The organism is Variovorax sp. M-6 (assembly GCF_052114385.1).
Classification (GTDB): Bacteria; Pseudomonadota; Gammaproteobacteria; order Burkholderiales; family Burkholderiaceae_C; genus Variovorax.
In genome coordinates this window covers 151,263-173,172 of record NZ_JBFREQ010000009.1, presented here as the reverse complement: position 1 = coordinate 173,172, position 21,910 = coordinate 151,263, and the positions used below count along the sequence as shown (strand labels likewise).

General features: G+C 68.5%; 18 protein-coding genes and 1 pseudogene. 5 read left to right on the top strand and 14 right to left on the bottom strand.

Annotated elements, in window-relative coordinates; translation table 11 throughout:
* The first annotated feature begins 142 nt into the window (after nucleotides 1-142).
* Together AB4Z46_RS13025 and AB4Z46_RS13020 are read left to right on the top strand one after the other, a co-directional pair.
* Nucleotides 143-1,939 carry a glycoside hydrolase family 15 protein gene (locus AB4Z46_RS13025; protein ID WP_442283912.1) on the top strand — a complete coding sequence of 599 codons (1,797 nt, stop codon included), beginning with the start codon at nucleotides 143-145 and terminating at the stop codon, nucleotides 1,937-1,939.
* Nucleotides 1,936-2,868 (top strand): aldose 1-epimerase family protein, encoded by a 933-nt coding sequence (locus AB4Z46_RS13020; RefSeq protein WP_442283911.1) that lies wholly within the window; start codon nucleotides 1,936-1,938, stop codon nucleotides 2,866-2,868. The genes AB4Z46_RS13025 and AB4Z46_RS13020 overlap by 4 nt, the downstream gene beginning before the upstream one ends.
* 4 nt (nucleotides 2,869-2,872) lie before the next feature.
* On the opposite strand, the gene AB4Z46_RS13015 is transcribed toward AB4Z46_RS13020, so the two are convergent.
* Together AB4Z46_RS13015 and AB4Z46_RS13010 are read right to left on the bottom strand one after the other, a co-directional pair.
* Nucleotides 2,873-3,760 (bottom strand): LysR family transcriptional regulator, encoded by an 888-nt coding sequence (locus AB4Z46_RS13015; protein ID WP_442283910.1) that lies wholly within the window; start codon nucleotides 3,758-3,760, stop codon nucleotides 2,873-2,875.
* A gap of 18 nt (nucleotides 3,761-3,778) precedes the next feature.
* On the bottom strand, nucleotides 3,779-4,279 hold the full coding sequence (locus AB4Z46_RS13010; protein ID WP_442283909.1) for an Lrp/AsnC family transcriptional regulator: 501 nt from the start codon (nucleotides 4,277-4,279) through the stop codon (nucleotides 3,779-3,781).
* Between the two features lie 58 nt (nucleotides 4,280-4,337).
* Here AB4Z46_RS13010 and ilvB point away from each other — a divergent pair, with 58 nt between their 5' ends.
* A complete protein-coding gene (ilvB, locus tag AB4Z46_RS13005; RefSeq protein ID WP_442283908.1) occupies nucleotides 4,338-6,137 on the top strand; it encodes a biosynthetic-type acetolactate synthase large subunit in 1,800 nt (599 codons plus the stop codon).
* A gap of 131 nt (nucleotides 6,138-6,268) precedes the next feature.
* Nucleotides 6,269-9,817, top strand: a complete 3,549-nt coding sequence (locus tag AB4Z46_RS13000; protein WP_442283907.1) for an indolepyruvate ferredoxin oxidoreductase family protein — start codon at nucleotides 6,269-6,271, stop codon at nucleotides 9,815-9,817.
* Nucleotides 9,818-9,921: 104 nt separating this feature from the next.
* On the opposite strand, the gene AB4Z46_RS12995 is transcribed toward AB4Z46_RS13000, so the two are convergent.
* The 9 genes from AB4Z46_RS12995 to AB4Z46_RS12955 all read right to left on the bottom strand — a co-directional run bounded on the left by AB4Z46_RS12995 (nucleotide 9,922) and on the right by AB4Z46_RS12955 (nucleotide 20,004).
* A complete protein-coding gene (locus AB4Z46_RS12995) occupies nucleotides 9,922-10,287 on the bottom strand; it encodes a RidA family protein (protein ID WP_442283906.1) in 366 nt (121 codons plus the stop codon).
* Between the two features lie 62 nt (nucleotides 10,288-10,349).
* A complete protein-coding gene (locus AB4Z46_RS12990) occupies nucleotides 10,350-11,819 on the bottom strand; it encodes an N-acyl-D-amino-acid deacylase family protein (RefSeq protein ID WP_442283905.1) in 1,470 nt (489 codons plus the stop codon).
* A 16-nt stretch (nucleotides 11,820-11,835) separates the two neighbouring features.
* On the bottom strand, nucleotides 11,836-12,816 hold the full coding sequence (locus AB4Z46_RS12985; RefSeq protein WP_442283904.1) for an ABC transporter ATP-binding protein: 981 nt from the start codon (nucleotides 12,814-12,816) through the stop codon (nucleotides 11,836-11,838).
* On the bottom strand, nucleotides 12,813-13,841 hold the full coding sequence (locus tag AB4Z46_RS12980) for an ABC transporter ATP-binding protein (RefSeq protein ID WP_442283903.1): 1,029 nt from the start codon (nucleotides 13,839-13,841) through the stop codon (nucleotides 12,813-12,815). The genes AB4Z46_RS12985 and AB4Z46_RS12980 overlap by 4 nt, the downstream gene beginning before the upstream one ends.
* Nucleotides 13,842-13,851: 10 nt before the next feature.
* Nucleotides 13,852-14,739 (bottom strand): ABC transporter permease, encoded by an 888-nt coding sequence (locus AB4Z46_RS12975; protein ID WP_442283902.1) that lies wholly within the window; start codon nucleotides 14,737-14,739, stop codon nucleotides 13,852-13,854.
* A gap of 17 nt (nucleotides 14,740-14,756) precedes the next feature.
* The gene (locus AB4Z46_RS12970) at nucleotides 14,757-15,692 is read right to left on the bottom strand and encodes an ABC transporter permease (RefSeq protein WP_442283901.1); all 936 of its coding nucleotides are present in this window, start codon (nucleotides 15,690-15,692) and stop codon (nucleotides 14,757-14,759) included.
* A 24-nt stretch (nucleotides 15,693-15,716) separates the two neighbouring features.
* Nucleotides 15,717-17,297, bottom strand: a complete 1,581-nt coding sequence (locus AB4Z46_RS12965; protein ID WP_442283900.1) for an ABC transporter substrate-binding protein — start codon at nucleotides 17,295-17,297, stop codon at nucleotides 15,717-15,719.
* Between the two features lie 47 nt (nucleotides 17,298-17,344).
* A complete protein-coding gene (locus AB4Z46_RS12960; RefSeq protein WP_442283899.1) occupies nucleotides 17,345-18,799 on the bottom strand; it encodes a M81 family metallopeptidase in 1,455 nt (484 codons plus the stop codon).
* Nucleotides 18,800-18,849: 50 nt separating this feature from the next.
* Complete coding sequence (locus tag AB4Z46_RS12955; protein ID WP_442283898.1) at nucleotides 18,850-20,004, bottom strand: NAD(P)/FAD-dependent oxidoreductase; 1,155 nt, start codon at nucleotides 20,002-20,004, stop codon at nucleotides 18,850-18,852.
* Nucleotides 20,005-20,205: 201 nt separating this feature from the next.
* Between AB4Z46_RS12955 and AB4Z46_RS12950 the strand changes: the two genes are divergently transcribed.
* Nucleotides 20,206-20,919, top strand: a complete 714-nt coding sequence (locus tag AB4Z46_RS12950; RefSeq protein ID WP_442283897.1) for a helix-turn-helix domain-containing protein — start codon at nucleotides 20,206-20,208, stop codon at nucleotides 20,917-20,919.
* A 147-nt stretch (nucleotides 20,920-21,066) separates the two neighbouring features.
* Here AB4Z46_RS12950 and AB4Z46_RS12945 read toward each other — a convergent pair whose 3' ends face one another.
* From AB4Z46_RS12945 to AB4Z46_RS12935, 3 genes and pseudogenes are all read right to left on the bottom strand, one after another.
* Entirely contained in the window at nucleotides 21,067-21,360 is a 294-nt protein-coding gene (locus AB4Z46_RS12945) for a type II toxin-antitoxin system RelE/ParE family toxin (protein ID WP_442283896.1), read from the bottom strand.
* Nucleotides 21,361-21,366: 6 nt separating this feature from the next.
* Nucleotides 21,367-21,651, bottom strand: coding sequence for a CopG family ribbon-helix-helix protein (locus AB4Z46_RS12940; RefSeq protein WP_442283895.1), 285 nt, complete (start codon nucleotides 21,649-21,651; stop codon nucleotides 21,367-21,369).
* Between the two features lie 85 nt (nucleotides 21,652-21,736).
* Nucleotides 21,737-21,856: pseudogene (locus AB4Z46_RS12935) on the bottom strand (IS6 family transposase); the annotation flags it as partial.
* Nucleotides 21,857-21,910: the final 54 nt, after the last annotated feature.

The window sequence follows — 21,910 nt, the reverse complement described above, 5'->3', positions numbered from 1 at the left end:
GGTGCTGGAAGCGCGCCCGTCAATTTTTCCGCCCCCGAAATGCGCCACGAGGTCTCCGTGCAGCGGTCTAGAATGACAAGGCAATGCCGTGGCAGCTTCAAGCTGACTCTGCCGCGGCGACGTCTGCTCTACCGGAGGTCGAATGGCCCTTCGCATCGAGGACTACGGACTGATCGGCGACATGCACACTGCTGCACTGGTCGGCATCGATGGTTCGATTGACTGGCTCTGCCTGCCGCGCTTCGACTCTTCCGCGTGTTTCGCGAATCTGCTCGGCACGGAGGAAAACGGTCGATGGCGCATCGCCCCGGCCGGAGACGTCACAGCCACGACGCGACGGTATCGGCCCTCGACGCTCGTCCTCGAAACCGAATTCGAGACGGCCGACGGCCTGGTTCGGGTCACCGACTGCATGGCCCTGCGCGCATCGCATCCGCGGATCGTCCGTGTCGTGGAGGGCTTGCGCGGCACCGTACCGATGTCCGTTCGGCTCACCCCCCGGTTCGACTACGGCAAGACCGCGCCGTGGATCAGCGCCAAGGATCAGGCGGTGAGCGCCGGTTCGGGACCCGAAGCGGTGGAGTTGCGCGCCGACGTGCCGATCACGACACGGGAGCGTCGGATGGAAGCCGAGTTCTCGGTGCGCGCCGGCGAGCGCGCCTGCTTCGTTCTCACGTGGCACCTCTCCTGGGAAGACGCGCCGCCGCCGATCGATGCCGTCGACGCCGTGGCCCAGACCGACGCCTGGTGGCGCGCCTGGTCGGGTCGCTCGACCTACCAGGGTGCGTGGAAGGACGAGGTCGAACGCTCCCTCATCACGCTCAAGGCCCTGACCCACGCTTCCACTGGCGGGCTGGTGGCCGCCGCCACCACGTCCCTCCCCGAGTTCCTCGGCGGCGTGCGGAACTGGGACTACCGGTTCTGCTGGATCCGGGACGCGGCGCTCGCGCTCGACGCGCTCATGGCTGCGGGCTACGTGGAGGAGGTGACCCAATGGCGCGATTGGGTGATCCGCGCCGTCGCAGGCGACCCCGAAGATCTGCAGATCATGTACGGGATCGGAGGGGAGCGCCGCCTCGACGAGTACGAACTCGGCTGGCTGCCGGGCTACGAAAGGTCCGCCCCTGTGCGGGTCGGGAACGCTGCCTCCGGGCAGTTGCAGCTTGACGTGTATGGCGAGTTGGCCGACGCGATCTACCGTGCACGGCGGCTCGGCATGACGCCGGTCGCCGATGCGCTGAATCCCATGCAAGGTTTCGTCCAGTGGCTCGAACATCATTGGCGCGAGCCTGACGACGGCATTTGGGAGGTTCGAGGACCTCGGCGTCAATTCGTTCACTCGAAGGTGATGGCCTGGGTCGCCGCCGACCGCGTCGTGAAGATGATGGAAGAGTCGGGCCATGAGGGAGTGCCGGAGGCGTTGCTTCGGATGCGGGACGACATCCACGAGGAGGTGTGCGGCGAGGGCTACGACGCCGAGCGGAACACGTTCACCCAGTACTACGGATCGACGCAGCTCGATGCGGCCCTGCTGCTGATCCCGCAGGTCGGATTCCTGCCGGCGACCGACCCGCGCGTGGCGGGCACGGTGGAAGCCATCCAACGGGAACTCATGCGCGACGGGTTCGTGATGCGGTACATCCCGGACAAGGACGCGGCCGACGGATTGCCGCCGGGGGAGGGCGCCTTCCTCGCGTGCAGCTTCTGGCTGGTCAACGACCTGGCCATGCTCGGGAGACTCGAGGAGGCCCAGGCGCTTTTCGACCGCTTGCTCTCTCTTCGAAACGATCTCGGACTCTTCTCCGAGGAGTACGACCATGAGCACCAGCGGCTGATCGGCAACTTTCCCCAGGCGTTCACTCACCTGACGCTCATCGCCAGCGCCGTGGCCCTCACGGAGGCTGCAGGTGCGCGCGGATCAACCGCCCTGGACCGATGAATTCGATCCGTGCGGATTCACCGCCGTCGGGCGTGCAACACGAGATCCGTCACGGCTCGCACCGGGCTGTCGTGACCGAAGTGGGCGCGACCCTGCGCCACTACTCGGTGGACGACGTGGACGTCATCGATGGGATCGGGGTGGACGAGTGGTCGCCTGACGGCCGCGGGCAGGTGCTGGCTCCCTGGCCGAACCGCCTCGACGGCGGGAAATACCGGTTCGAGGGTCGGGACGGCCAGGCGGCGCTCGACGAGCCCGAACTGCAGAACGCGATCCACGGGCTGGTGCGATGGCTCCCATGGCGAACTGCATCGAAGTCGGCCGATGCCGTCGAGTTGACCTGCGCGCTTCATCCACAGCCGGGGTATCCGTGGCGGCTCGACCTGCAGGTCGAGTATCGGCTCGACCGCACAGGCCTGACGGTTTCCTTCCGGGTCCGGAACGCCTCCAGCGTCCCCGCGCCCTTCGGAATCGGTTTCCATCCCTACCTGACAGTCGGCACCGCCATCGACGACGCCGTCCTGCAGATTCCGGCGACCCTGTGTCTGGTGGCGGACGACCGCGGTCTGCCGATCGGGATCCAACCGGTCGCCGGGTCGGACATGGACTTCACCGAAGGGAGGCCAGTCGGTGCAATGCGGCTCGATACCGGCTACACGGACCTCGTGCGAGGGTCCGACGGCCTCGCGCGCGCATTCGTGGCGAGTCCCGACGGCGGGCGCCGTGTCAGCCTTTGGGCCGATTCCTTGTTCCGGTACCTCATGGTCTACACGGGCGACAAGGTGGAAACCGTGTCGCGTCGACGACGCGCCGTCGCGATCGAGCCAATGACCTGCCCGCCGAACGCGCTTCTTTCAGGGACCGATCTCCTGAGGATGGAGCCCGGGCAGGTCGTCGAGGGCCGCTGGGGGTTGATTCCAAGTCGGTGAACGCCTAGACGAGGCTCCGCGCCAGCAGGTGGTCCACCAGCCGCCGCTGCGGAAACGTCAGCGCCTCCTGCCGGGTGCACAGGTACATGCGCCGCGAGGCCCAGGCGTCCGACAGGTTCAGGAAGCGCAGGCCCATTTCCTTGCGGTAGGTCGCCGCGGCGCCTTCGGGCAGGATGCCGACGCCCATGCCGGCCTCGATCATCCGGCAGACCACCTCGAAGCTCTTGACCCGCACGCGCAGGCGCAGCACCTTGCGCGCGAGCAGCGCGGCGTCCTCGATGGTGCGGGTGATGGCCGAGTCGCTTTCGAGCCCCACGAAATCGAAGTCGAGCAGTTCCGCGAAGGACACCTCGCGGCTGCGGTACGGGTGCTTGCGATGCACGATGGCCACCAGCCGGTCGGTGCGGTAGGGGATGAAGTTGAGCGAGGAGTCCGCGGTCTCGCCGGTGATCACGCCGACGTCGGCCTGCCGGTCGCGGATCGCCTGCACGATCCAGACGCTGCGATGCTCCTCCACGTCGACCCGGATCTCCGGATAGCTGCGGCGGAAGCTGGCGACATCGTCGGGCAGGAACTGCCCCATCGCCGACGCGTTCGCCTGCAGCCTCACGCGCCCCGTGGCGCCTTGCGCGTAGTCCGACAGATCGGCCCGCATCCGGTCGACGTCGCGCAGGATCAGCCGGGCATGGACGGCCAGCGACTCGCCCGCGCCGGTCAGCGTGACGCCCTTGGAGCTGCGATGGAAGAGCACGACGCCGAACTCGCTCTCGAGCATGCCGATGCGGCGGCTGGCGGCCGACAGCACCAGGTGATGCTCCTGCGCGGCCTTCGACAGGCTGCCGCTTTCGACGGCGCTCAGGAACAGCGCCAGGGAATCCAGATCGGGTCTCATGACGGCCATTGTCGGGAATCAGCCCAGCGGCACGCTGGCCTCTTTCAGCACGCGCAGCACGAAGTGCGACTTGCTGTGGCGGATGCCGGGGATCTTGTAGAGCTTCTCGCGCAGGAGGCGCTCGTAGTCGCGGGTGTCGCGCACGGCGATGCGGATGTAGTAGTCGTAGTCGCCCGAGACCAGGTAGGCCTCCTGGATTTCCGGGATGGTGGCCAGCACGCGCCCGAATTCGTACAGCGTCTCGTCGGTGTGGCTTTCGAGCGTGAGCTGGACGATCACCGAGTCGTGGTAGCCCAGGCTCGGCGCGTCGAGGTCGACGGTGTAGCGCTTGATCACGCCCTGCGACTCGAGCTTCTTGATCCGCGTCCAGCAGCTCGTCGGCGACAGCCCGACCGCGGCGCCGATCTCCTGCAGGGTCTTGCGCGAATCCTCCCGCAGCACGCGCAGGATCGCCAAGTCGATCTTGTCGGATGATTTTTCGTCTCCGGCTTCCTTTTGGCGACTGGTTTTCTGGTTCATGAGCAAAAGAGCCCGAATAAAGACGCATATTTTGCAGTCAAAACGGAAGAATATTGGCATGCAAACGCTCGCCACCCCCCAACTCCCGTCTCCCCTGGACAACCCCGCATCGCCACCGCGCATGCGCAACGGTGCGGTCGCGCTGCTCGAAACCCTGATCGAGTGCGGCGTCGACACGATCTTCGGCTACCCGGGCGGCGCGGCGCTGCCGCTCTACGACGCGCTGCACGGCGAGCCGCGCCTGCGCCACATCCTGGTTCGCCACGAGCAGGCGGCCGTCCACGCCGCCGAGGGCTATGCCCGGACCACCGGGCGCGTCGGCGTGGTGCTGGTCACTTCGGGCCCCGGCGTCGGCAACACCATCACCGGCCTGCTGGACGCCATGAGCGATTCGATCCCGGTGCTGTGCATCAGCGGCCAGGTGGCGACCGCCGTGATCGGCACCAACGCCTTCCAGGAAAGCGACGCGCTCGGGATGTCGCGGCCCGTGACCAAGTGGAACCACCAGACACGCAGCGCCGACGACATCCCGGCCGTGGTCCGGCGCGCCCTCGAGATCGCCGCGTCCGGGCGCCCCGGACCCGTGCTGCTCGATGTGCCGAAGGATATTCAGCTCACGCCGCTGAATGCCGCACGCGCCGCGCCGGCCGCCATGCGCAAGGGCCGGACCCTCGGGCTGCCGCCGCGCGGGATGCTGCAGCGTGCCGCCGATCTGCTGTCCACGGCGCGCCGGCCGATCCTTTATGGCGGCGGCGGGCTCATCAACGCCGGGCCCGGGGCCTGCGCCGCCTTCACGCGGCTGGTCGAGCGGCTCGACGCGCCGTGCACGCTGACCCTGATGGGCCTGGGCGCCTTCCCGGCGTCCGACCCGCGCTTCCTCGGCATGCTCGGCATGCACGGCGCGCTCGAGGCCAACCTGGCGATGCACGAGGCCGACCTGGTGGTCTGCGTCGGTGCCCGCTTCGACGACCGCGTGACCGGCAAGCTCGACGAGTTCTGCCCGCACGCGCGCAAGATCCACATCGACATCGATCCGAGCAGCATCAACAAGATCGTGCAGGTCGACGTGCCGATGGTCGGCGACTGCGGCGCCGTCCTCGACGTGCTGCTCACGATGCCCGAGCTCGATGGCCTCGCGCCGGAGCGCCTCGCGCCGTGGTGGCGGCGCATCGATCACTGGCGCGCCCAGCGCTGCTTCGGCTACACGCCGCGCGCCGACGTGATCCTGCCGCAGGAACTGATGACCTCGCTGCAGCAGGCCATCGAAGGACGCGACGCGATCGTCTCGACCGACGTCGGCCAGCACCAGATGTGGGCCGCGCAGTACCTGCGCTTCGAGCGGCCGGGCCGGTGGCTGACCTCAGGCGGCGCCGGCACGATGGGCTACGGCCTGCCGGCCGCGATCGGCGCGCAGATCGCGCACCCCGACGCGCTCGTGGTGTGCGTCAGCGGCGACGCCTCGGTGCTGATGAACATCCAGGAACTGTCGACCGCCGCGCAGCACCGCACGCCGGTCAAGCTGGTGTTGTCGAACAACGGCTACATGGGCATGGTGCGCCAGTGGCAGGAACTGAACCACGGCAATCGCCTGAGCCACAGCTGGAACGAGGCGCTGCCGGATTTCGTGGCGCTGGCCAAGGCCTTCGGCTGGGGCGCGCGCCGCGTCGCCGATCCGGCCGAGCTGCCCGGCGCGCTGGCCGAATGCCTGGCGTATGACGGGCCCTTCTTTCTCGACGTGCAGGTGGCGGCGCAGGAGAACTGCTTTCCGATGATGCCGTCGGGCCGCGGCCATCACCACGTGATGCTCGCGAAGGACCGCTGGTACGAAGAAGAGAAGGAGGACAACGCGCCCCACTGAAGCCGCTGCCCGCGCCAGCTCGAAAAATCCTCATGCCTCGCCGCCTACCGGTGGCCGGGGTATCCCGTGCGCACGCCGCTTACCCGCGGCCGCGCGCACGTCCCAGAGAGTCCTACCGGATCCTAGAAACAATGATGACCCCCGAACTCGCCAGCGTCTCGCTGGACGACAAATACACCGCCACCACCGGCCGCGTCTACCTGAGCGGCATCCAGGCCCTCGTGCGCCTGATGCTGGTGCAGAAATGGCGCGACCAGTCGGCCGGCCTGAACACCGCCGGCTTCGTTTCAGGCTACCGCGGTTCGCCGCTCGGCGGCATCGACGAGGCCTTCTGGAAGGCGCAGCCCCAGCTCGACGGCCACGGCGTCAAGTTCCTGCCCGGCGTCAACGAGGAACTCGCGGCCACGGCCGTGTGGGGCACGCAGCAGGTGCAGCTGACGGGCGAGAGCACGGTCGATGGCGTCTTCGCCATGTGGTACGGCAAGGGCCCGGGCGTCGACCGCTGCGGCGACGTCTTCAAGCACATGAGCCACGCCGGCACCTCGCCGCACGGCGGCGTGCTGCTGGTGGCCGGCGACGACCACGGCGCCTACTCATCGACGCTGCCCAACCAGAGCGACCACATCTTCGCGGCCTCGATGATCCCGATGCTCTATCCGCAGAGCGTCGAGGAGTACATCGAGCTCGGCCTGCACGGCTTCGCGATGTCGCGCTTCGCGGGCCTGCCGGTGGGCTTCAAGGCGCTGGCCGATACCGTCGAGTCGTCGGGCCCGATCTCCGCCGACCTGATGGGGGTGCAGACGCGCCTTCCGCAGGGCTTCGTCTTTCCGCCCGGCGGCGTGCATGCGCGCCTGTCGACCGACACGCTGGGCTTGCAGGCGCGCAAGCAGGAAGCGCTGATGCAGGACTACAAGATCTACGCGGCGATCGCCTACGCGCGCGAGAACCGGCTCAACCGCATCACCATCGACTCGCCGCGCGCGAAGCTCGGCATCGTCGCCTCGGGCAAGTCCTACCGCGACGTGCTCGAGGCGCTGGAGGAACTGGGCATCGACGCCGACGAGGCCGCGCGCATCGGCGTGCGCGTGTTCAAGGTGGCCATGCCCTGGCCGCTGGAGCCCGACTCGATCCGCGAATTCGCCGACGGGCTGGACGAGATCCTGGTGGTGGAGGAGAAGCGCCAGATCGTCGAATACCAGCTCAAGGAGCACCTCTACAACTGGCGCGAGGACGTGCGCCCGCGCGTCATCGGCAAGTTCGACGAGGCCGGTGAGTGGGCCTCGCCGCGCGGCCGCTGGCTGCTGCCGGCCACGGCGGACTTCTCGGTGGCGCAGATCGCCCGCGTGATCGCCGGGCGCATCGCGCGCTTCCACACCAGCGACATGATCCGCACGCGGCTGGCCATCCTCGACGCCAAGGACGTGGTGCTCGGCAAGTCCGTGGCCACGCCGGCGCGGCCCGCCTGGTACTGCTCGGGCTGCCCGCACAACACCTCGACCAAGGTCCCCGAAGGCAGCCTGGCGCTGGCCGGCATCGGCTGCCACGTGATGGCGACCGCGATCTACCCGGAGCACAACAAGACCACCACCCACATGGGCGGGGAGGGCGCACCGTGGCTGGGGCAGGCCTGGTTCTCGAAGCGCAGGCACGTGTTCGCGAACCTCGGCGACGGCACCTACTACCACTCGGGGTCGATGGCGATCCGCGCGGCGGTGGCGGCCGGCATCCCCATCACCTACAAGATCCTCTACAACGACGCCGTCGCCATGACCGGCGGCCAGCCGGTCGACGGGCCGATCAGCGTGCCGCGCATCGCGCAGCAGGTGGCGGCCGAAGGCGTTCGGCGCATCGCGCTGGTGGCCGAGGACCCGGGCCGATGGGCCGACCGCTCGAAGCTGCCGGCCGACAGCGAGGGCCTGTCGCTCACGGTCCACCACCGGGACGCGATGGACGACGTGCAGCGCATGCTGCGCGACTACGCGGGCGTGTCGGTCCTGATCTACGACCAGGTGTGCGCGGCCGAGAAGCGGCGGCGCCGCAAGAAGGGCGAGTTCCCGCAGATCGCCGAGCGCGTCTTCATCAACGAGGCGGTGTGCGAGGGCTGCGGCGACTGCGGCGAGCAGTCCAACTGCACCTCGCTGCTGCCCCAGCCGACCGAGCTCGGCCTCAAGCGCCGCGTCGACCAGAGCTCGTGCAATGCCGACTATTCATGCGTCAAGGGCTTCTGCCCGAGCTTCGTGAGCGTCGAGGGCGTCGCGCCGCGCAAGAGCAAGCCGGTGGCGGCGAAGGCTGAAACCGCAGCGGCGCTGCCCGAGCCCGCGGGCGCGTCGCTGGAAAGCATCCACAACATCCTGATCACCGGCATCGGCGGCACGGGCGTGATCACCATCGGCGCGCTGATCGGCATGGCGGCGCACCTCGAGGGCAAGGGCGTGAGCGTGCTCGACATGACCGGCATGTCGCAGAAGAACGGCTCGGTGACCTCGCATGTGCGCATCGCGCGCGACAACGCGCAGCTCAAGGCGCAGCGCATCCCGACCGGCGAGGCCGACCTCGTGCTGGGCTGCGACATGCTCACCGCGGGTGCGCCCGACGCCATCTCGAAGATGCGGCCCGGCCGCACCTATGCGCTGATCAACACCTTCGAACAGCCGACCGGCCATTTCGCGCAGGATGCCGACTGGGTCTTTCCCGCCGCGCAGGTGCGCGCGCTGATCGAGGAGTCCGTCGAGGGCGGCGCCGACTTCATCGACGCGACGGCGCTGGCCACCCGCCTGATGGGGGACGCCATTGCCTCTAACCTGTTCCTGCTGGGCTTCGCCTTCCAGAAGGGCCGCATCCCGCTGTCGTCGGCCGCGCTGCTGAAGGCGATCGAGATCAACGGCGTGGCGGTCAAGGCCAACCAGGCGGCCTTCGGCTGGGGGCGCAAGGCGGCGCTCGATCTGGCCGCGGTCGCGCGCGAGGCTTCGCCGGCGCAGGTCGTCTCGGTCTCGCGGCCGACGACCTTGCGTGCGCTGGTCGCGGACCGCGTCGAGTTCCTGACCGCCTACCAGGACGCTGCGTACGCGAAGCGCTATGCGGATTTTGTCGAGCGGGTGCAGGCCGCCGAGGCGAAGCATGGCGGCAAGGATGTTCTGGCCCGGGCGGTCGCGGCCAATCTGTTCAAGCTCATGGCCTACAAGGACGAGTATGAAGTGGCCCGGCTCTACACCGACGGGCGCTTCCAGGCGCAGCTGGCGCAGGCCTTCGAAGGCAAGCCGAAGCTGCGCTTCCATCTCGCGCCGCCGATCCTGGGCAAGCGCGATGTGCACGGCCATCCGGTCAAGCAGAGCTTCGGTCCGTGGATGCTGCATGGCTTCCGCGTGCTGGCGGCGCTGCGCCGGTTGCGCGGCACGCCGCTGGACCTCTTCGGACGGACGGCTGAGCGCAGGACCGAGCGGCAGCTCATCGAGGAGTACCGCGCGGCTGTCGAGGAGGTGCTGGCGCGTGTCGAGCAGGTCGGGCTGGACGCTGTGCTTGACACCGGAGTCGCGCTGGCGCGGCTGCCGGAGAAGATCCGCGGGTATGGGCATGTGAAGGAGGAGAGCCTCGCACAGGCGCGGGTCAGGTGGCTCAAGCTGGCGGAGGAATTGCGTGGGGTGCGGAAGGTGCCAGTCGGGCCGGAGGCTGTTTCCGCCTGAAAAGGCCCGTGCCTGGTGGTCGCCATCGCCACGCCGTTCGCAAGAACGGCGTGGCGCGAGGATGGGCGAGCGCGGCGCGCTCGCCGATCACGCGACCGATTCCGTCAACCCACCCAGGCCTGCACTTCGATTTCGACCCGCGCGCCCTTGTAGAGCTCGGCCTGCACGGTCGAGCGCGTGGGCAGCGCGCCCGCGAAATGCCTGGCGTACACCTCGTTGAAGGCCGCGAAGTCGCCCAGGTCCGCGAGCCACACGGTGACGCGCACCACGTCGCTCATGCGCGCGCCGCATTCGCCGAGCGTGAGGGCCACCCGCTCCAGCACGGCCTGGGTCTGGGGCTGGATGCCGCCTTCGATGATGTTGGCCTCCGCATCCATCGCCAGCACGCCGGACAGAAACAGGAAGCCGCCCGCACGCACCGCTTTCGAGAACGGGACAGGCAGGGGCGTGGGGTAGCGTTCGATGCTCATTGGAGTTCCTTCGTGCTGCGCACTGCGGCGCGAATTGGCTTGGGAGTGGCCCGGTGCGGCGCTCATGCGCCTGCTTCCTCGGGGTTCTTGCGGGTGATGACCTGGCCGTTGCGCGCACCGCTGTGCGTGCCGAACTGCCAGGTAATGGCGCCGTTGACGATCACGGCGTCGATGCCTTCGGCGGGCCGGGTGGGTGTTTCATAGTTGGCGGCGTCGCGCACCGTGAGGGCGTCGAAGATCACGATGTCGGCGTGATGGCCGGTTTGAAGCGTGCCGCGCTCGCGCAGGCCGAAGTTGCGCGCCGTGAGGCCGGTCATCTTCCAGACCGCGGTCTCCAGCGGGAACAGGCCGACGTCGCGGCTGTAGTGGCCGAGCACGCGCGGGAAGGTGCCCCACAGCCGCGGATGCGGCTTGTCGCCGTGCGGGATGCCATCGGAGCCGATCATGGTTTCGTCGAACGCCAGCACGCGCTGCACATCGTCCTCGTCCATCATGAAATAGATCGCGCTGCCCGGCTGCAGCCGCGCAGCGGCCTCTTCGCCCGAGACGCCCCATTCGGCCGCGATATCCTTGAGGTCGCGGCCCGCGCACTCGGGGTGCGGCACGCTGGAGGCGATCAGCACGCGGCCGTTCATCATGCCGCGGTCGGTGCGGATCATGGTGGAGCCGGCGGTGTACGGGTAGCAGTCGAGCGAGATGCACTGGTGCTGCATCGCCTCCTTGATGAAGGGCAGCGTGATCTTCGTCTTGCCGTGGTTCCGCACGTCCTGCACCTTGTGGTGCGAGACCACCACCGGGATGCCGAGCGCGCGGCCGATGTGGAAGGTTTCCTCCAGCGACTCCATCACGTGGTCGGCCTCGTCGCGCATGTGGGTCACGTAGAGCGCCTTGCGCGCCGTGAGCGGGCGGCCGACCTCGATGATCTCCTCGGTCGTTGCCTTGACCGCCGGTGGGTAGAAGGTGCCGGTCGAAAGCCCGATCGCGCCCGCCTGCATCGCTTCTTCGACCAGCGCCTGCATGGCCGCGATCTCCTCGCCGTTCGCCGGCCGGTCGAGGTCGGACATCGTGACGGCGCGCAAGGTCGAATGGCCGACCATTGCCGCGACGTTGACCGACGACGGCGTGGCGCGCAGCGCATCGAGATAGGCGGCGAAGGTGGTGAAGCGGCCCTCGGCCGGCGAGTCGAGCAGGCTCAGCGGCATCGGCAGGTCCATGCCGGCGCGCAGCGGCGCGGCACTGATGCCGCAGTTGCCTGCGACCACCGTGGTCACGCCCTGCGAAATCTTGAAGGGCATCTGCGCATGCGACAGCACGGCCTGGTCGTCGTGCGTGTGCGAGTCGATGAAGCCGGGCGCCACGATGCGGCCGGCGGCGTCGAGCGTCTGCGTGGCCGTGCAGCCGGCGAGATCGCCGATCGCCGCGATACGGCCCGCGAGGATGCCGACGTCGGCATCGAAGCGCGGCGCCTTGGTGCCGTCGATCACGGTGCCGCCGCGGATCAGCAGGTCGAAGTGGGAGCGGGTGTTGGACATTGGGATCCTCTCGTATCTAGCGGAAATGGCAGGCCACCCACTGGCCGCCGGCCGAGGTCGATGGGCGCTCGGTCAGCGCGGGGGCTTGTTCCTTGCACACGGCTTGCGCCAGCGGGCAGCGGGTGTGAAAGCGGCAGCCCGAGGGCGGGTTGGCGGGACTGGGCGGATCGCCCTGCAGAAGAATTCGCCTGGCCGGCGTGCGCGGGTTCGGCACCGGCACGGCCGACAGCAGGATCTCGGTGTAGGGATGGCGCGGCGCCGAGAACAGCGTGTCGCGGTCGGCCACCTCGACGATGTGGCCGAGGTACATCACGGCCACGCGATGGCTGATGTGGCGCACCACCGCGAGGTCATGCGCGACGAAGAGGTAGGCGATGCCCAGCTCGGCCTGCAGGTCCATCAGCAGGTTGACCACCTGGGCCTGCACCGAGACGTCGAGCGCCGACACCGGCTCGTCGCAGACGATCAGCTTCGGGTTGAGCGCCAGCGCCCGGGCAATGCCCAGCCGCTGGCGCTGGCCGCCCGAGAACTCGTGCGGATACTTCTTCGCCGCCTCGGGCCGGAGGCCCACCTTGCCGAACAACCATTGCACGCGCTCGCGGCGCTCGGCGCCGGAGGCCATGCCGAAGTTCTTCAGCGGCTCGGCCACGATGTCGCCGGCCGAAAGGCGCGGGTTCAGCGAGGCGTAGGGGTCCTGAAAAATGATCTGCAGATCGCGCCGGCGCCGCCGCATCTCGTGGGCCGACAGGACGGTCAGTTCCTCGCCGTCGAGCTGCACCGAGCCGGAGGTGGGTTCGACCAGCCGCATCACCGACTTCGCGGTGGTGGTCTTGCCGCATCCCGATTCGCCGACCAGCGCGAGCGTCTCGCCGCGCGCCACCGTGAAGGAGACGCCGTCTACCGCCTGGACCGGCGGCTTGGGCCTGGCCAGCCAGCGCTGCGGCGAAACGTAGTGCTTGGTGAGCTTCTCGACCTTGAGCAAAGTGGGAGCGTTCATGCGGTCACCTCCTGCGCCCACTCGACGCGGCCTTCCTCGACCGCGAAGCAGGCGGCCCAGTGGTCCTGGCCCTGCTCGACGAGCGAGGGCATCTCGGCCGTGCAGCGCCCGTTGGCATGCGGGCAGCGCGCCGCGAAGGCGCAGCCGCGGCCCAGCTCGTGCGGCGCGGGCACCAGGCCCGCGATTTCGGCGAGGCGTGTGCCGCTGCTGTTCATCGAGGGCATCGAGGCCATCAGCGCGCGGGTGTAGGGATGCAGCGGCCGGTCGAAAAGATCGAGCACGTTCGCCTCCTCGACCTTGCGGCCGGCATACATCACGATCACGCGGTCGCAGCTCTCGGCCACGACGCCGAGGTCGTGGGTGATCATCACCACGCCCATGCCCAGCTCCTTCTGCAGGCGCTTGATGAGGTCCAGGATCTGGGCCTGGATCGTCACGTCGAGCGCGGTGGTGGGCTCGTCGGCGATCAGCACCTCGGGGTTGCAGGCCAGGGCCAGCGCGATCATCACGCGCTGGCGCATGCCGCCCGAAAGCTGGTGCGGGTACTCGTTCACGCGCCGCTCGGGTTCGGGGATCTGCACCACGCGCAGCATCTCCACCGCGCGCTTCAGGGCCTCGCCGCGGCCGGCCTTCTGGTGCAACTGCACCGTCTCGGCGATCTGGCGGCCGACGGTGAGCACCGGGTTCAGCGAGGTCATCGGCTCCTGGAAGATCATCGAGATGCGGTTGCCGCGGATCTGCCGCATCTCGCGCTCGCTGAGTTGCAGGAGGTCGGTGCCCCGCAGGCGCACGGCGCCACGCACGCGGGCCGGCGGCGTCGGCACCAGCCGCAGCACCGACAGCGCGGTGACGCTCTTGCCGCAACCCGATTCGCCGACCACGCCCAGGGTCTGGCCGGCGCGCACGGTGAAGGAAACGCCGTCGACCGAGCGCACGGTGCCGGCCAGCGTGTCGAAGTGGGTGCGCAAGTCGTCGACTTCGAGCACGGGCTCGCCGGCAGCAATGGAATCGCGTGACATTTTCATCGTGCGTTGCTCACAGTTGCCGTGCCAGGCGCGGATCGAGCGCATCGCGCAGGCCGTCGCCCAGCAGGTTGATGGCCAGCACCGTCGCGGCCAGCAGCAGGCCGGGGTACAGGATGATGTGGAAGGCCACGGCCACGAAGTTGCGGCCCTCGGCCATCATGTTGCCCCAGCTCGGCATCTGCGCCGGCACGCCGACGCCGAGGAAGGACAGCACCGCCTCGGTCAGCACCGCGGCCGCGGCCACGAAGGTGGCCTGCACGATCAGCGGCGCCACGATGTTGGGCAGAACGTGGCGCACCAGGATCAGCGGCAGCCGGGTGCCGACCGCGTGCGCCGCCTCGACGTAGAGCTGCTCGCGCAGGGTGAGGGCCAGCGAGCGCACCAGCCGCGCGACGCGCGGCACTTCGGGGATGGTGATGGCGACGATGACGGTGGTCAGGCTGGCCTGCGTGACGGCCATCAGCGCGATGGCGAGCAGGATGCCGGGGATCGCCATCAGCCCGTCCATCACGCGCATGACGATGGTGTCGGCCCAGCGCACGAAGCCAGCCACCAGGCCGAGCACCACGCCGAGCACGGTCGCCAGCAAGGCCACCGACAGGCCGACGACCATCGACACGCGGCCGCCCCAGACGGCGCGGCTGAACACGTCGCGCCCGAGCGCGTCGGTGCCGAACCAGTGTTCGGCCGAGGCGGTCTGCATGCGCGCCAGCGGATCGATGTCCTGCGGATCGTGGGTGGCGATCCAGGGGGCGGCGATGGAGAGCGCGGCCACCGCGATCAGCAGCAGCGCGCCGAGGATCAACGTCGGGTGCTTGCGCGCCCAGCGCCAGCGTTTGGGCGCAACGGGCGCGTCGTCGGCGGGCGGCGCTTCGCGCAAGGGAAGTGTGGTGGACATGGCGAGGAAAGTGAGGCTCAGTACTGGATACGGGGGTCGAACAGCCGATAGCTCAGATCGATCAGAAGGTTGATCAGCACGTAGACTCCGGCCGAGATCAGCAGCACGCTCTGGATCACCGGATAGTCGTGGCGCTGCACCGAATCGATCACCAGGCGGCCGACACCGGGAATGGCGAACACCGTCTCGGTCACGACCACGCCGCCGATCAGGAGCGCGATGCCGACGCCGACCGTGGTGGCGATCGGGATCGCGGCATTGCGCAAGGCATGGCCCAGCACCGGCAGCACGCCCAGGCCCTTGGCACGCGCGGTGCGGATGTAGTCCTCGTGCAGCACCTCGAGCACGGTGGCGCGCGTCATGCGCGTGACCAGCGCGATGTAGACCAGGGCCAGGTTCACGCAGGGCAGCACCAGCGAGCGCAGCCAGCCGGCCGGGTCTTCAGCGAAGCGCACATAGCCCTGCACCGGAAACCACGGCAACTGGATCGCGAAGCTGTAGATCAGCAGGTAGCCGACCAGGAACACCGGCACCGAGAAGGCCAGCACCGCGAACATCATCACCAGGCGGTCGATCCAGCTGCCCGCGCGGTGCGCCGCGAGCGTGCCCAGCGGCACCGAGACCACCAGCGTGATCGCCATGGTGAGGACCGCGATCGACAGCGTCGGCTCCAGCCGCTGCGCCAGCAGCTGCGCCACAGGGACCTGCGTGAAGATCGAGGTGCCGAGGTCGCCGGTGGCGAGCTTGGCCAGCCAGAGCATGAACTGCTGCCAGAGCGGCAGGTCGAGGCCCAGCGCGGTGCGCAGTTTGGTGATGTCTTCCTCGGTGGCGAGGTCGCCCGCGATCAGCGCCGCCGGGTCGCCCGGCGAGAGATGGATCAGCAGGAACACCACCACGGCCACCACCGCCATGACGGGGAAGGTGGAAACGAGGCGTCGGAGGATGTAGCCCATGGATGCGTGCGTCCTTGCCTCGGCCTACTTGTCGAGCATCCAGACCGTCGGCAAGCCGGCCCACAGCTTGTCCACGCCCTTCAGGCTGGCGCGCGCCGCGAAGGCGGCCGAGTACTGGCCGGCGCTCACGTAGGGCACGGTCTCGTAGGCGCGCTTCTGGAACGCGTCGAGCAGTTCGCGGCGCTTGGCCGGCGCGGTCTCGCGGATCCAGGCGCTGCGCAGCTCGTCCAGCGCCTTGTCGCAGGGCCAGCCTGGCAGGGTGTTGCCGCAGGCCGCGCCCAGGTAGGCGTTGGCGATCGGCGAGTTGACGTCGAACTCGCCGGCCACCGTGACGTACATGTTCCAGCCGCCGGCCTCGGGTGCATCGCGCTTGGCGCGGCGCGCGCCGATCGAAGCCCAGTCCATGTTCTGCAGGTCGACGTTCATGCCGATGCTGCGCAGGGTCTGCGCGGCCATCAGCGCTTCGGCGTTGAGATAGGTGACGTCGCTCGGCACCAGCAGCACCACCTTCTCGCCCTTGTAGCCCGAGGACGCGAGCATCTGCTTGGCCTTGGCGACGTCGGCCCGGCGGTAGGGATCCGCGCCGGCCGAGGTCTCGTTGGCGCCGCCGCAGATGAAATAGGTCGGGCAATGGGTCACGCGCATGTCCAGCGGGTAGCCCATGGCGGCGGTGAAGCGCTCCTGGCTCACGGCCTGCAGGAAGGCCTGCCGCACCTTCGGGTTGTTGAAGGGCGGATGCAGGTGGTTCAGCACCAGGAAGCCCTGGTAGGAACCGCCCGCGCCGACCTTGATGTTGCTGTCGGTGCGCAGCGGCGCGATGTAGTCCGGTGGTACCTGTTCGACCAGGTCGACCTCGCCGCGCTTGAGCGCCGCGATGGCGCTGTTGGCGTCCGGCAAGTAGAGCCACTCGACGCGGTCGAAGTGGCTCTTCTTGCTGCCCGACAAGCCGTCCGGCGGCTCGCTGCGCGCCACGTAGTCGGGATTGCGCACGAACACCGCCTTGTTGCCCGGCACCCATTCGTCGCGCTTGAAGATGAAGGGGCCCGAGCCCAGCACCTCGGTCAGGGGCGAGGTGGTCGGCATCTTCGCCAGCCGCTCGGGCAGGATCACCGGCGGGAAGCCCGAGGGCTTGGCCAGCGCGTCGAGCACCATGCCGAAGGGCTCGTTGAGCGACAGTGTGAAGCTGCGCGCGTCGACCGCCTTCCATTCGGCGCCTGCGGTGCCCATGGCGCGGCCAAGGCTGTCGCGCAAACTCCAGCGCTGCATCGAGGCGACGGCGTCGGCCGAGGTCACGGGGCTGCCGTCGGAGAACTTGAGGCCCGGCCGGAGCGTGAAGCTCCACTGCTTGCCGTCCTTCGAGCTGGTGTACTTCTCCACCATCTGCGGCTTGGGTGCGCCGGTCGAGTCCTGCGCGAACAGGGTGTCGTAGACCATGTGGCCGAAGTTGCGCGAGATGTAGGCGGTGGTGAAGGTCGGGTCCAGGATCTTCACGTCGGCATGCGCGACCACGCGCAGCGTCTTGGTCTGAGCCAGCACGGGCAGGCTGGCGGTGCTGAGGGCCAAGGCGCTCAGGGCGGCGAAGGCGGCGAGCGTGCGTCGTTTCATCTTCGGATCTCCGGTGAAGTGGCGGAAGGAAAAAGTGGGGCGAAGGCTCAGGCGGCCGTGGCGTCCAGCGGCCATTTGGGACGCCGCGCCTTGCGGTAGGGCAGGGTCGACAGGTCGAGCGTCACGGCGCCGGGCGCGCCGGCGTAGATCACGTGCTTGGCGACCTTGGAGAACGAGGCGTAGAAGTGCTGCGAGGACTTCACCACGATGATCTTCTTCGCCGCCAGGTCGCAGCCGAGCTGGGTGAACAGGTCGGTGCCCATCGCCTGGTTGCGCAGCGTGATCAGCACGATCTCGATGCCGTTGGCCTCGATCAGCGCGCTGTCGCCCATCGGGGTGGGCGTGTTCGACAGGCCCGTCATCACCAGGTCGTGCTGGAGCGCCTTGACCGTGCACTCCAGATCGAGCGGGTCGCCCGACAGCGGGCTGATCTTGCCGCCGATGCGCATCGCCAGCCTGGCGCCGACGCCGGCGTCGAAGGCGATGCGGACCGCGATCGGGTCCCACATCGGGCCGATGGCCGCGTTGGTTGTGCCGCGCTCGATCATGCGGCGCAGGATGAAGGTCGAGTCGCTGGCCGCGCCGCCGCCGGGGTTGTCGGCGCCGTCGGCCAGCACCACCGGTGCGCCGTCGAAGGCCAGCGCCTCGTCGAGCGCCGTGTCGATGTCGGGGTAGCGCACCGTGAGGCCGTCGCGCATCCCGATCAGCTCGTCGGCGAGCTGCCGCGCCAGCGCATCGGCCCTGGCGCGATCGCCGTCGGTGTAGACCAGCACCTTGGTGCCCATCTCGGCCACGTCACCCCAGGAGAAGCCGTGCACGATGGAGATCGAGAGCACGCCGTCCTTGCCTTCGAGCGCCTGGAGGCGGTCGACGAAGCTGCGCGCCGGCTCGCGCGAGGTGTGGACGGTGACGATCATCTCGCAATCCACGACCGCGGCCACCGGCTTCACCTTGCCCTCGACCATCGCGGCGCACAGGTCGACCAGTTCGATGGCGCGCTCCAGCACGTCGGTGTGCGGGTACTCCTTGAAGGCGATCAGCAGGTCGGCGTTGGTCACCATCTCGGTCGTCAGGTGGCTGTGCGGGTCGAGTTCGGCGCCGACCACGACGTCGGGGCCGACGATCGCGCGCACGCGCTGCAGCAGGTCGCCCTCGCAGTCGTCGTAGCCGTCGGCCACCATCGCGCCATGCAGGCCGAGCACCACCATGTCGACCGGCAGGGCCGCGCGCAGGTCGGCCAGCAGCTCGTCGCGCAGGGTCTCGTAGGCATGGCGCGTGGTGGTGCCGCTGGGCTGGGCGCCGGCGACCATGCCCTCGACCAGGTCCCAGCCGCGCTCCTTGCCGCGCAGGCGCGCGGCCCACAGCGGGCCCGAGAAGAACGTCATCTGGTCGGGATGCTGGCCGGCCGGAAAGTAGCCGCGGTCCTTGAAGGAGGCGAGTCCGGTGGGCATCGGCCCGAAGGTGTTGGTTTCGGTGGCGAGGGATCCGCTGAAGACACGCACGATGGTGGACTCCTGGAAGGATGTGGATGAAGGGGTGGAAGGAAAGCGGTTCAGGCGGCCGTGCGGCGCAGGCGCTGCGGGCCCAGCATCTCGGCCGTGAGGCCGAAGGAAGCTGCGTGCGCAGGCACCGGCAGGCCGCGCGCGAGCGCGGCGCAGGTCTCGCCCATGGCGGCCGAGGTCTGGATGCCGTAGCCGCCCTGGGCCGCGACCCAGAAGAAGCCGGGCGCCGCATCGTCGAAGCCGCCGACCAGGTCGCCATCGGCCACGAAGGATCGCAGGCCGGCCCAGGTGCGCGTGGGACGGCGGATCGCGAGCGTGGTCGCCTCCTCGATGCGATGGATCGCAAGCGCGATGTCCATCTCCTCGGGCTGCACGTCCTGCGGGTCCACCGGGTCGGCATTGGCCGGCGAGCCCAGCAGCATGCCGGCGTCGGGCTTGATGTACCAGTCCTCGTCGGCGCCGAAGGTCATCGGCCAGCGCGTGATGTCCCAGTTTTCGGGCGGCGCGAAGATGAAGGCGGAACGACGGCGCGGCTCGATGCCGATCGGCTCCACGCCGGCCAGCCGCGCGATGGTGTCGACCCAGGCGCCGGCGGCATTGAGTACCGTCGGCGCTTCATAGGCGATGCCGCCCGCTTCCACGCGCCAGAGCCCCTGCACGCGCTGCAGGGCCGTCACGTCCGCATCGCACACCAGCTTGCCGCCAGCCTGGCGCATGCCGCGCAGGTAGCCCTGGTGGATGGCGTGCACGTCCATGTCGGCGGCGTCGGGCTCGTAGACGGCGCCGAGCACCTGTTCGGGGCGCAGCGCCGGAACCAGTGCGCGTGCCTCGTCGCCGCTGAGGCGTAGGGCGTCGGGCGACATCGCGTGCACCACCTCCCAGTGCGCTTCGAGCAGCGGCAGTTGCCCGGGGCCGGCCACCATCATGGCGCCGCGCGGCGTGAGCAGCGGGTGCTCGGAAAAGCCCGCCGGCGGGTGCTGCAGAAAGGCGCGGCTGGCCATCGTGAGGGCGCGCACCTGCGGCGTTCCGTAGCTTTCCATGAAGAGCGCGGCCGAGCGGCCCGTCGAGTGGTAGCCCGGTTGCGCTTCGCGCTCCAGCACGATCACGCGGCCGTGCGGCGCCAGCCAGTGCGCGACCGAAGCGCCGGCAATGCCGCCGCCGATCACGAGGTAGTCGGCGCGCACCGGAGAAAGAGGAGATGTCATGAAAGTGCGTGCTGGATAAGATTCGGAATGCGGCGAAGTTTAGTGAGACTTTTGCGCATACGCAAAAAATTTTGAGGTTTCTACGGGTAAGTACCTGCGCCAAGGCCTGACTAAATTTGCGTCCATGCAATTTTCAGATCTGCAACTCTGAAGTCGGAAAACGCGGCAGAATCCTTCAGGCACAGCAAACAGGACGCAGGCTTGAAAGCACACCCCGGCTCACCGCACGACGCCGAACCCAACACGCTCGACCGCGAGACCTTCGGCAAGCGCCTGCGCACGGCGCGCAAGGAATTCGGCTGGACGCTGGCCCAGCTGGCGGAGCTTTCCGGGGTTTCGATCCCCACCATCTCGCGCGCCGAGCGCGGCCAGCTCGCGCTCGGCTACGAGAATTTCGCGGCGCTGGGCCGGGCCCTGCAGATGGACATGAACGCGATGTTCGCCAGTGCGGGCGTCAAGCCGGCGCAGCTCGACGGCCCGGTCGTCACGCGCGCGGGCAAGGGCGTGGTCTACCGCGGCCTGTCCTTCGCCTACGAATTCCTGGGCACGACTGCGGCCGGCAAGCTGATGAGCCCGGTGGTCGGCACGGTGCATGCGCGCCGCATCCACGGGCCCGAGGATTTCGCGCGCCATGCGGGCGAGGAGTTCGCCTATGTGCTTTCGGGCGAGATCGACGTGCACTTCGACAACGGCGACGTGGTGCGGCTGGCGCGCGGCGACTCGCTGTATTTCGACAGCCGCATCGGCCATGCCTACGTCAGCGTGAGCCGCCAGCTCGCAAAGATCGTCGGCGTGACCTCGACCGAGAGCAGTTTCATGCAGTCGGCGCGCGCCGGGGAGCGCAGCGTCACGCGGGCGCCGGCAGCACAGCGAAAAAAGGCAACGACCCTGCGCAGCGCTGCCCGCAGCCGATGAGGGGTCAGCGACCAGTATCGGATCTCTGGCGCGCGGCTGTCGCCGATGCGGACGGCGCCGGCGAAGGTGAACTGACACATTGCCACAGCGCGCCGTCTGTCGTGGATCGCGAAGTTCGCGCCCGACATGGCGTGGCCTTTCCGACAATCAATGTTTGAAGCCAGACTCGCGCTGCGCTCGGAGGGCGAGGATGAAGACAGTCTCGATCTCGGCCAAGTAGCGGTAGAGCGCCACAAAACCTCGAGTGCCCTTTCCGATCACCAGTTCCCGCTTGCCGCCTCTGACCGGCCTGCCGATCAACGGACTGTGGGCAAGAATGTCGATCGCCTGCACGATTTCCTCTACTCGTTCCGCAGCGTTGTCCACCTCGTACTGCACCATGTGGTCGACGAAGCGGTCCATGTCATCAAGGACATCCGGCGCAAGTTCGATGCGAGCCACAACCCTTTAGCGCGCCAGCTTGCGAGACGCCGGACGACGCAGCTTCTTGCCGGCCACGCGCGCCCGAAGATAAGTCGTGGCGTCCTTCCAAGGGACCGATTTGCCCGTGCTCTGCAGAGCGGACCAGCGCTCATCTGCGATTCGATGCAACTCTTCGTCCATTTCGCAGCGCTCGACCGTCTCGGAGAGCGCCTCCAGGATGAAGGCATGGGGGGATTTGCCGGCTCGCTCCGCGGCAGTCGCGATGCGAGTTTTCAGGGCTTCTTCAATGCGAATCGTGGTCGTGGACATGGCGGCCCTCAGGTCAACGGGAAGTCAATGTAGCACATTTGTGCTTCATTGAAAGCAAGCTGCGGGGACAGGTGTGGTTGGGCGATTCCCGCACCGCGCGATGCGAGGCCGCATGGCCATCGAGCAAGATGCCCACCGACGGTCGCCCTTGAGTCTTGAGCGCCTTGTGAAAGATTGCCTTGGCTGCTCTCACGGATATTCGGGACTTCCGACTTCTGAAATCCGCGCCCCGCCAACCCTCAGGCGACGAACCTGGGTC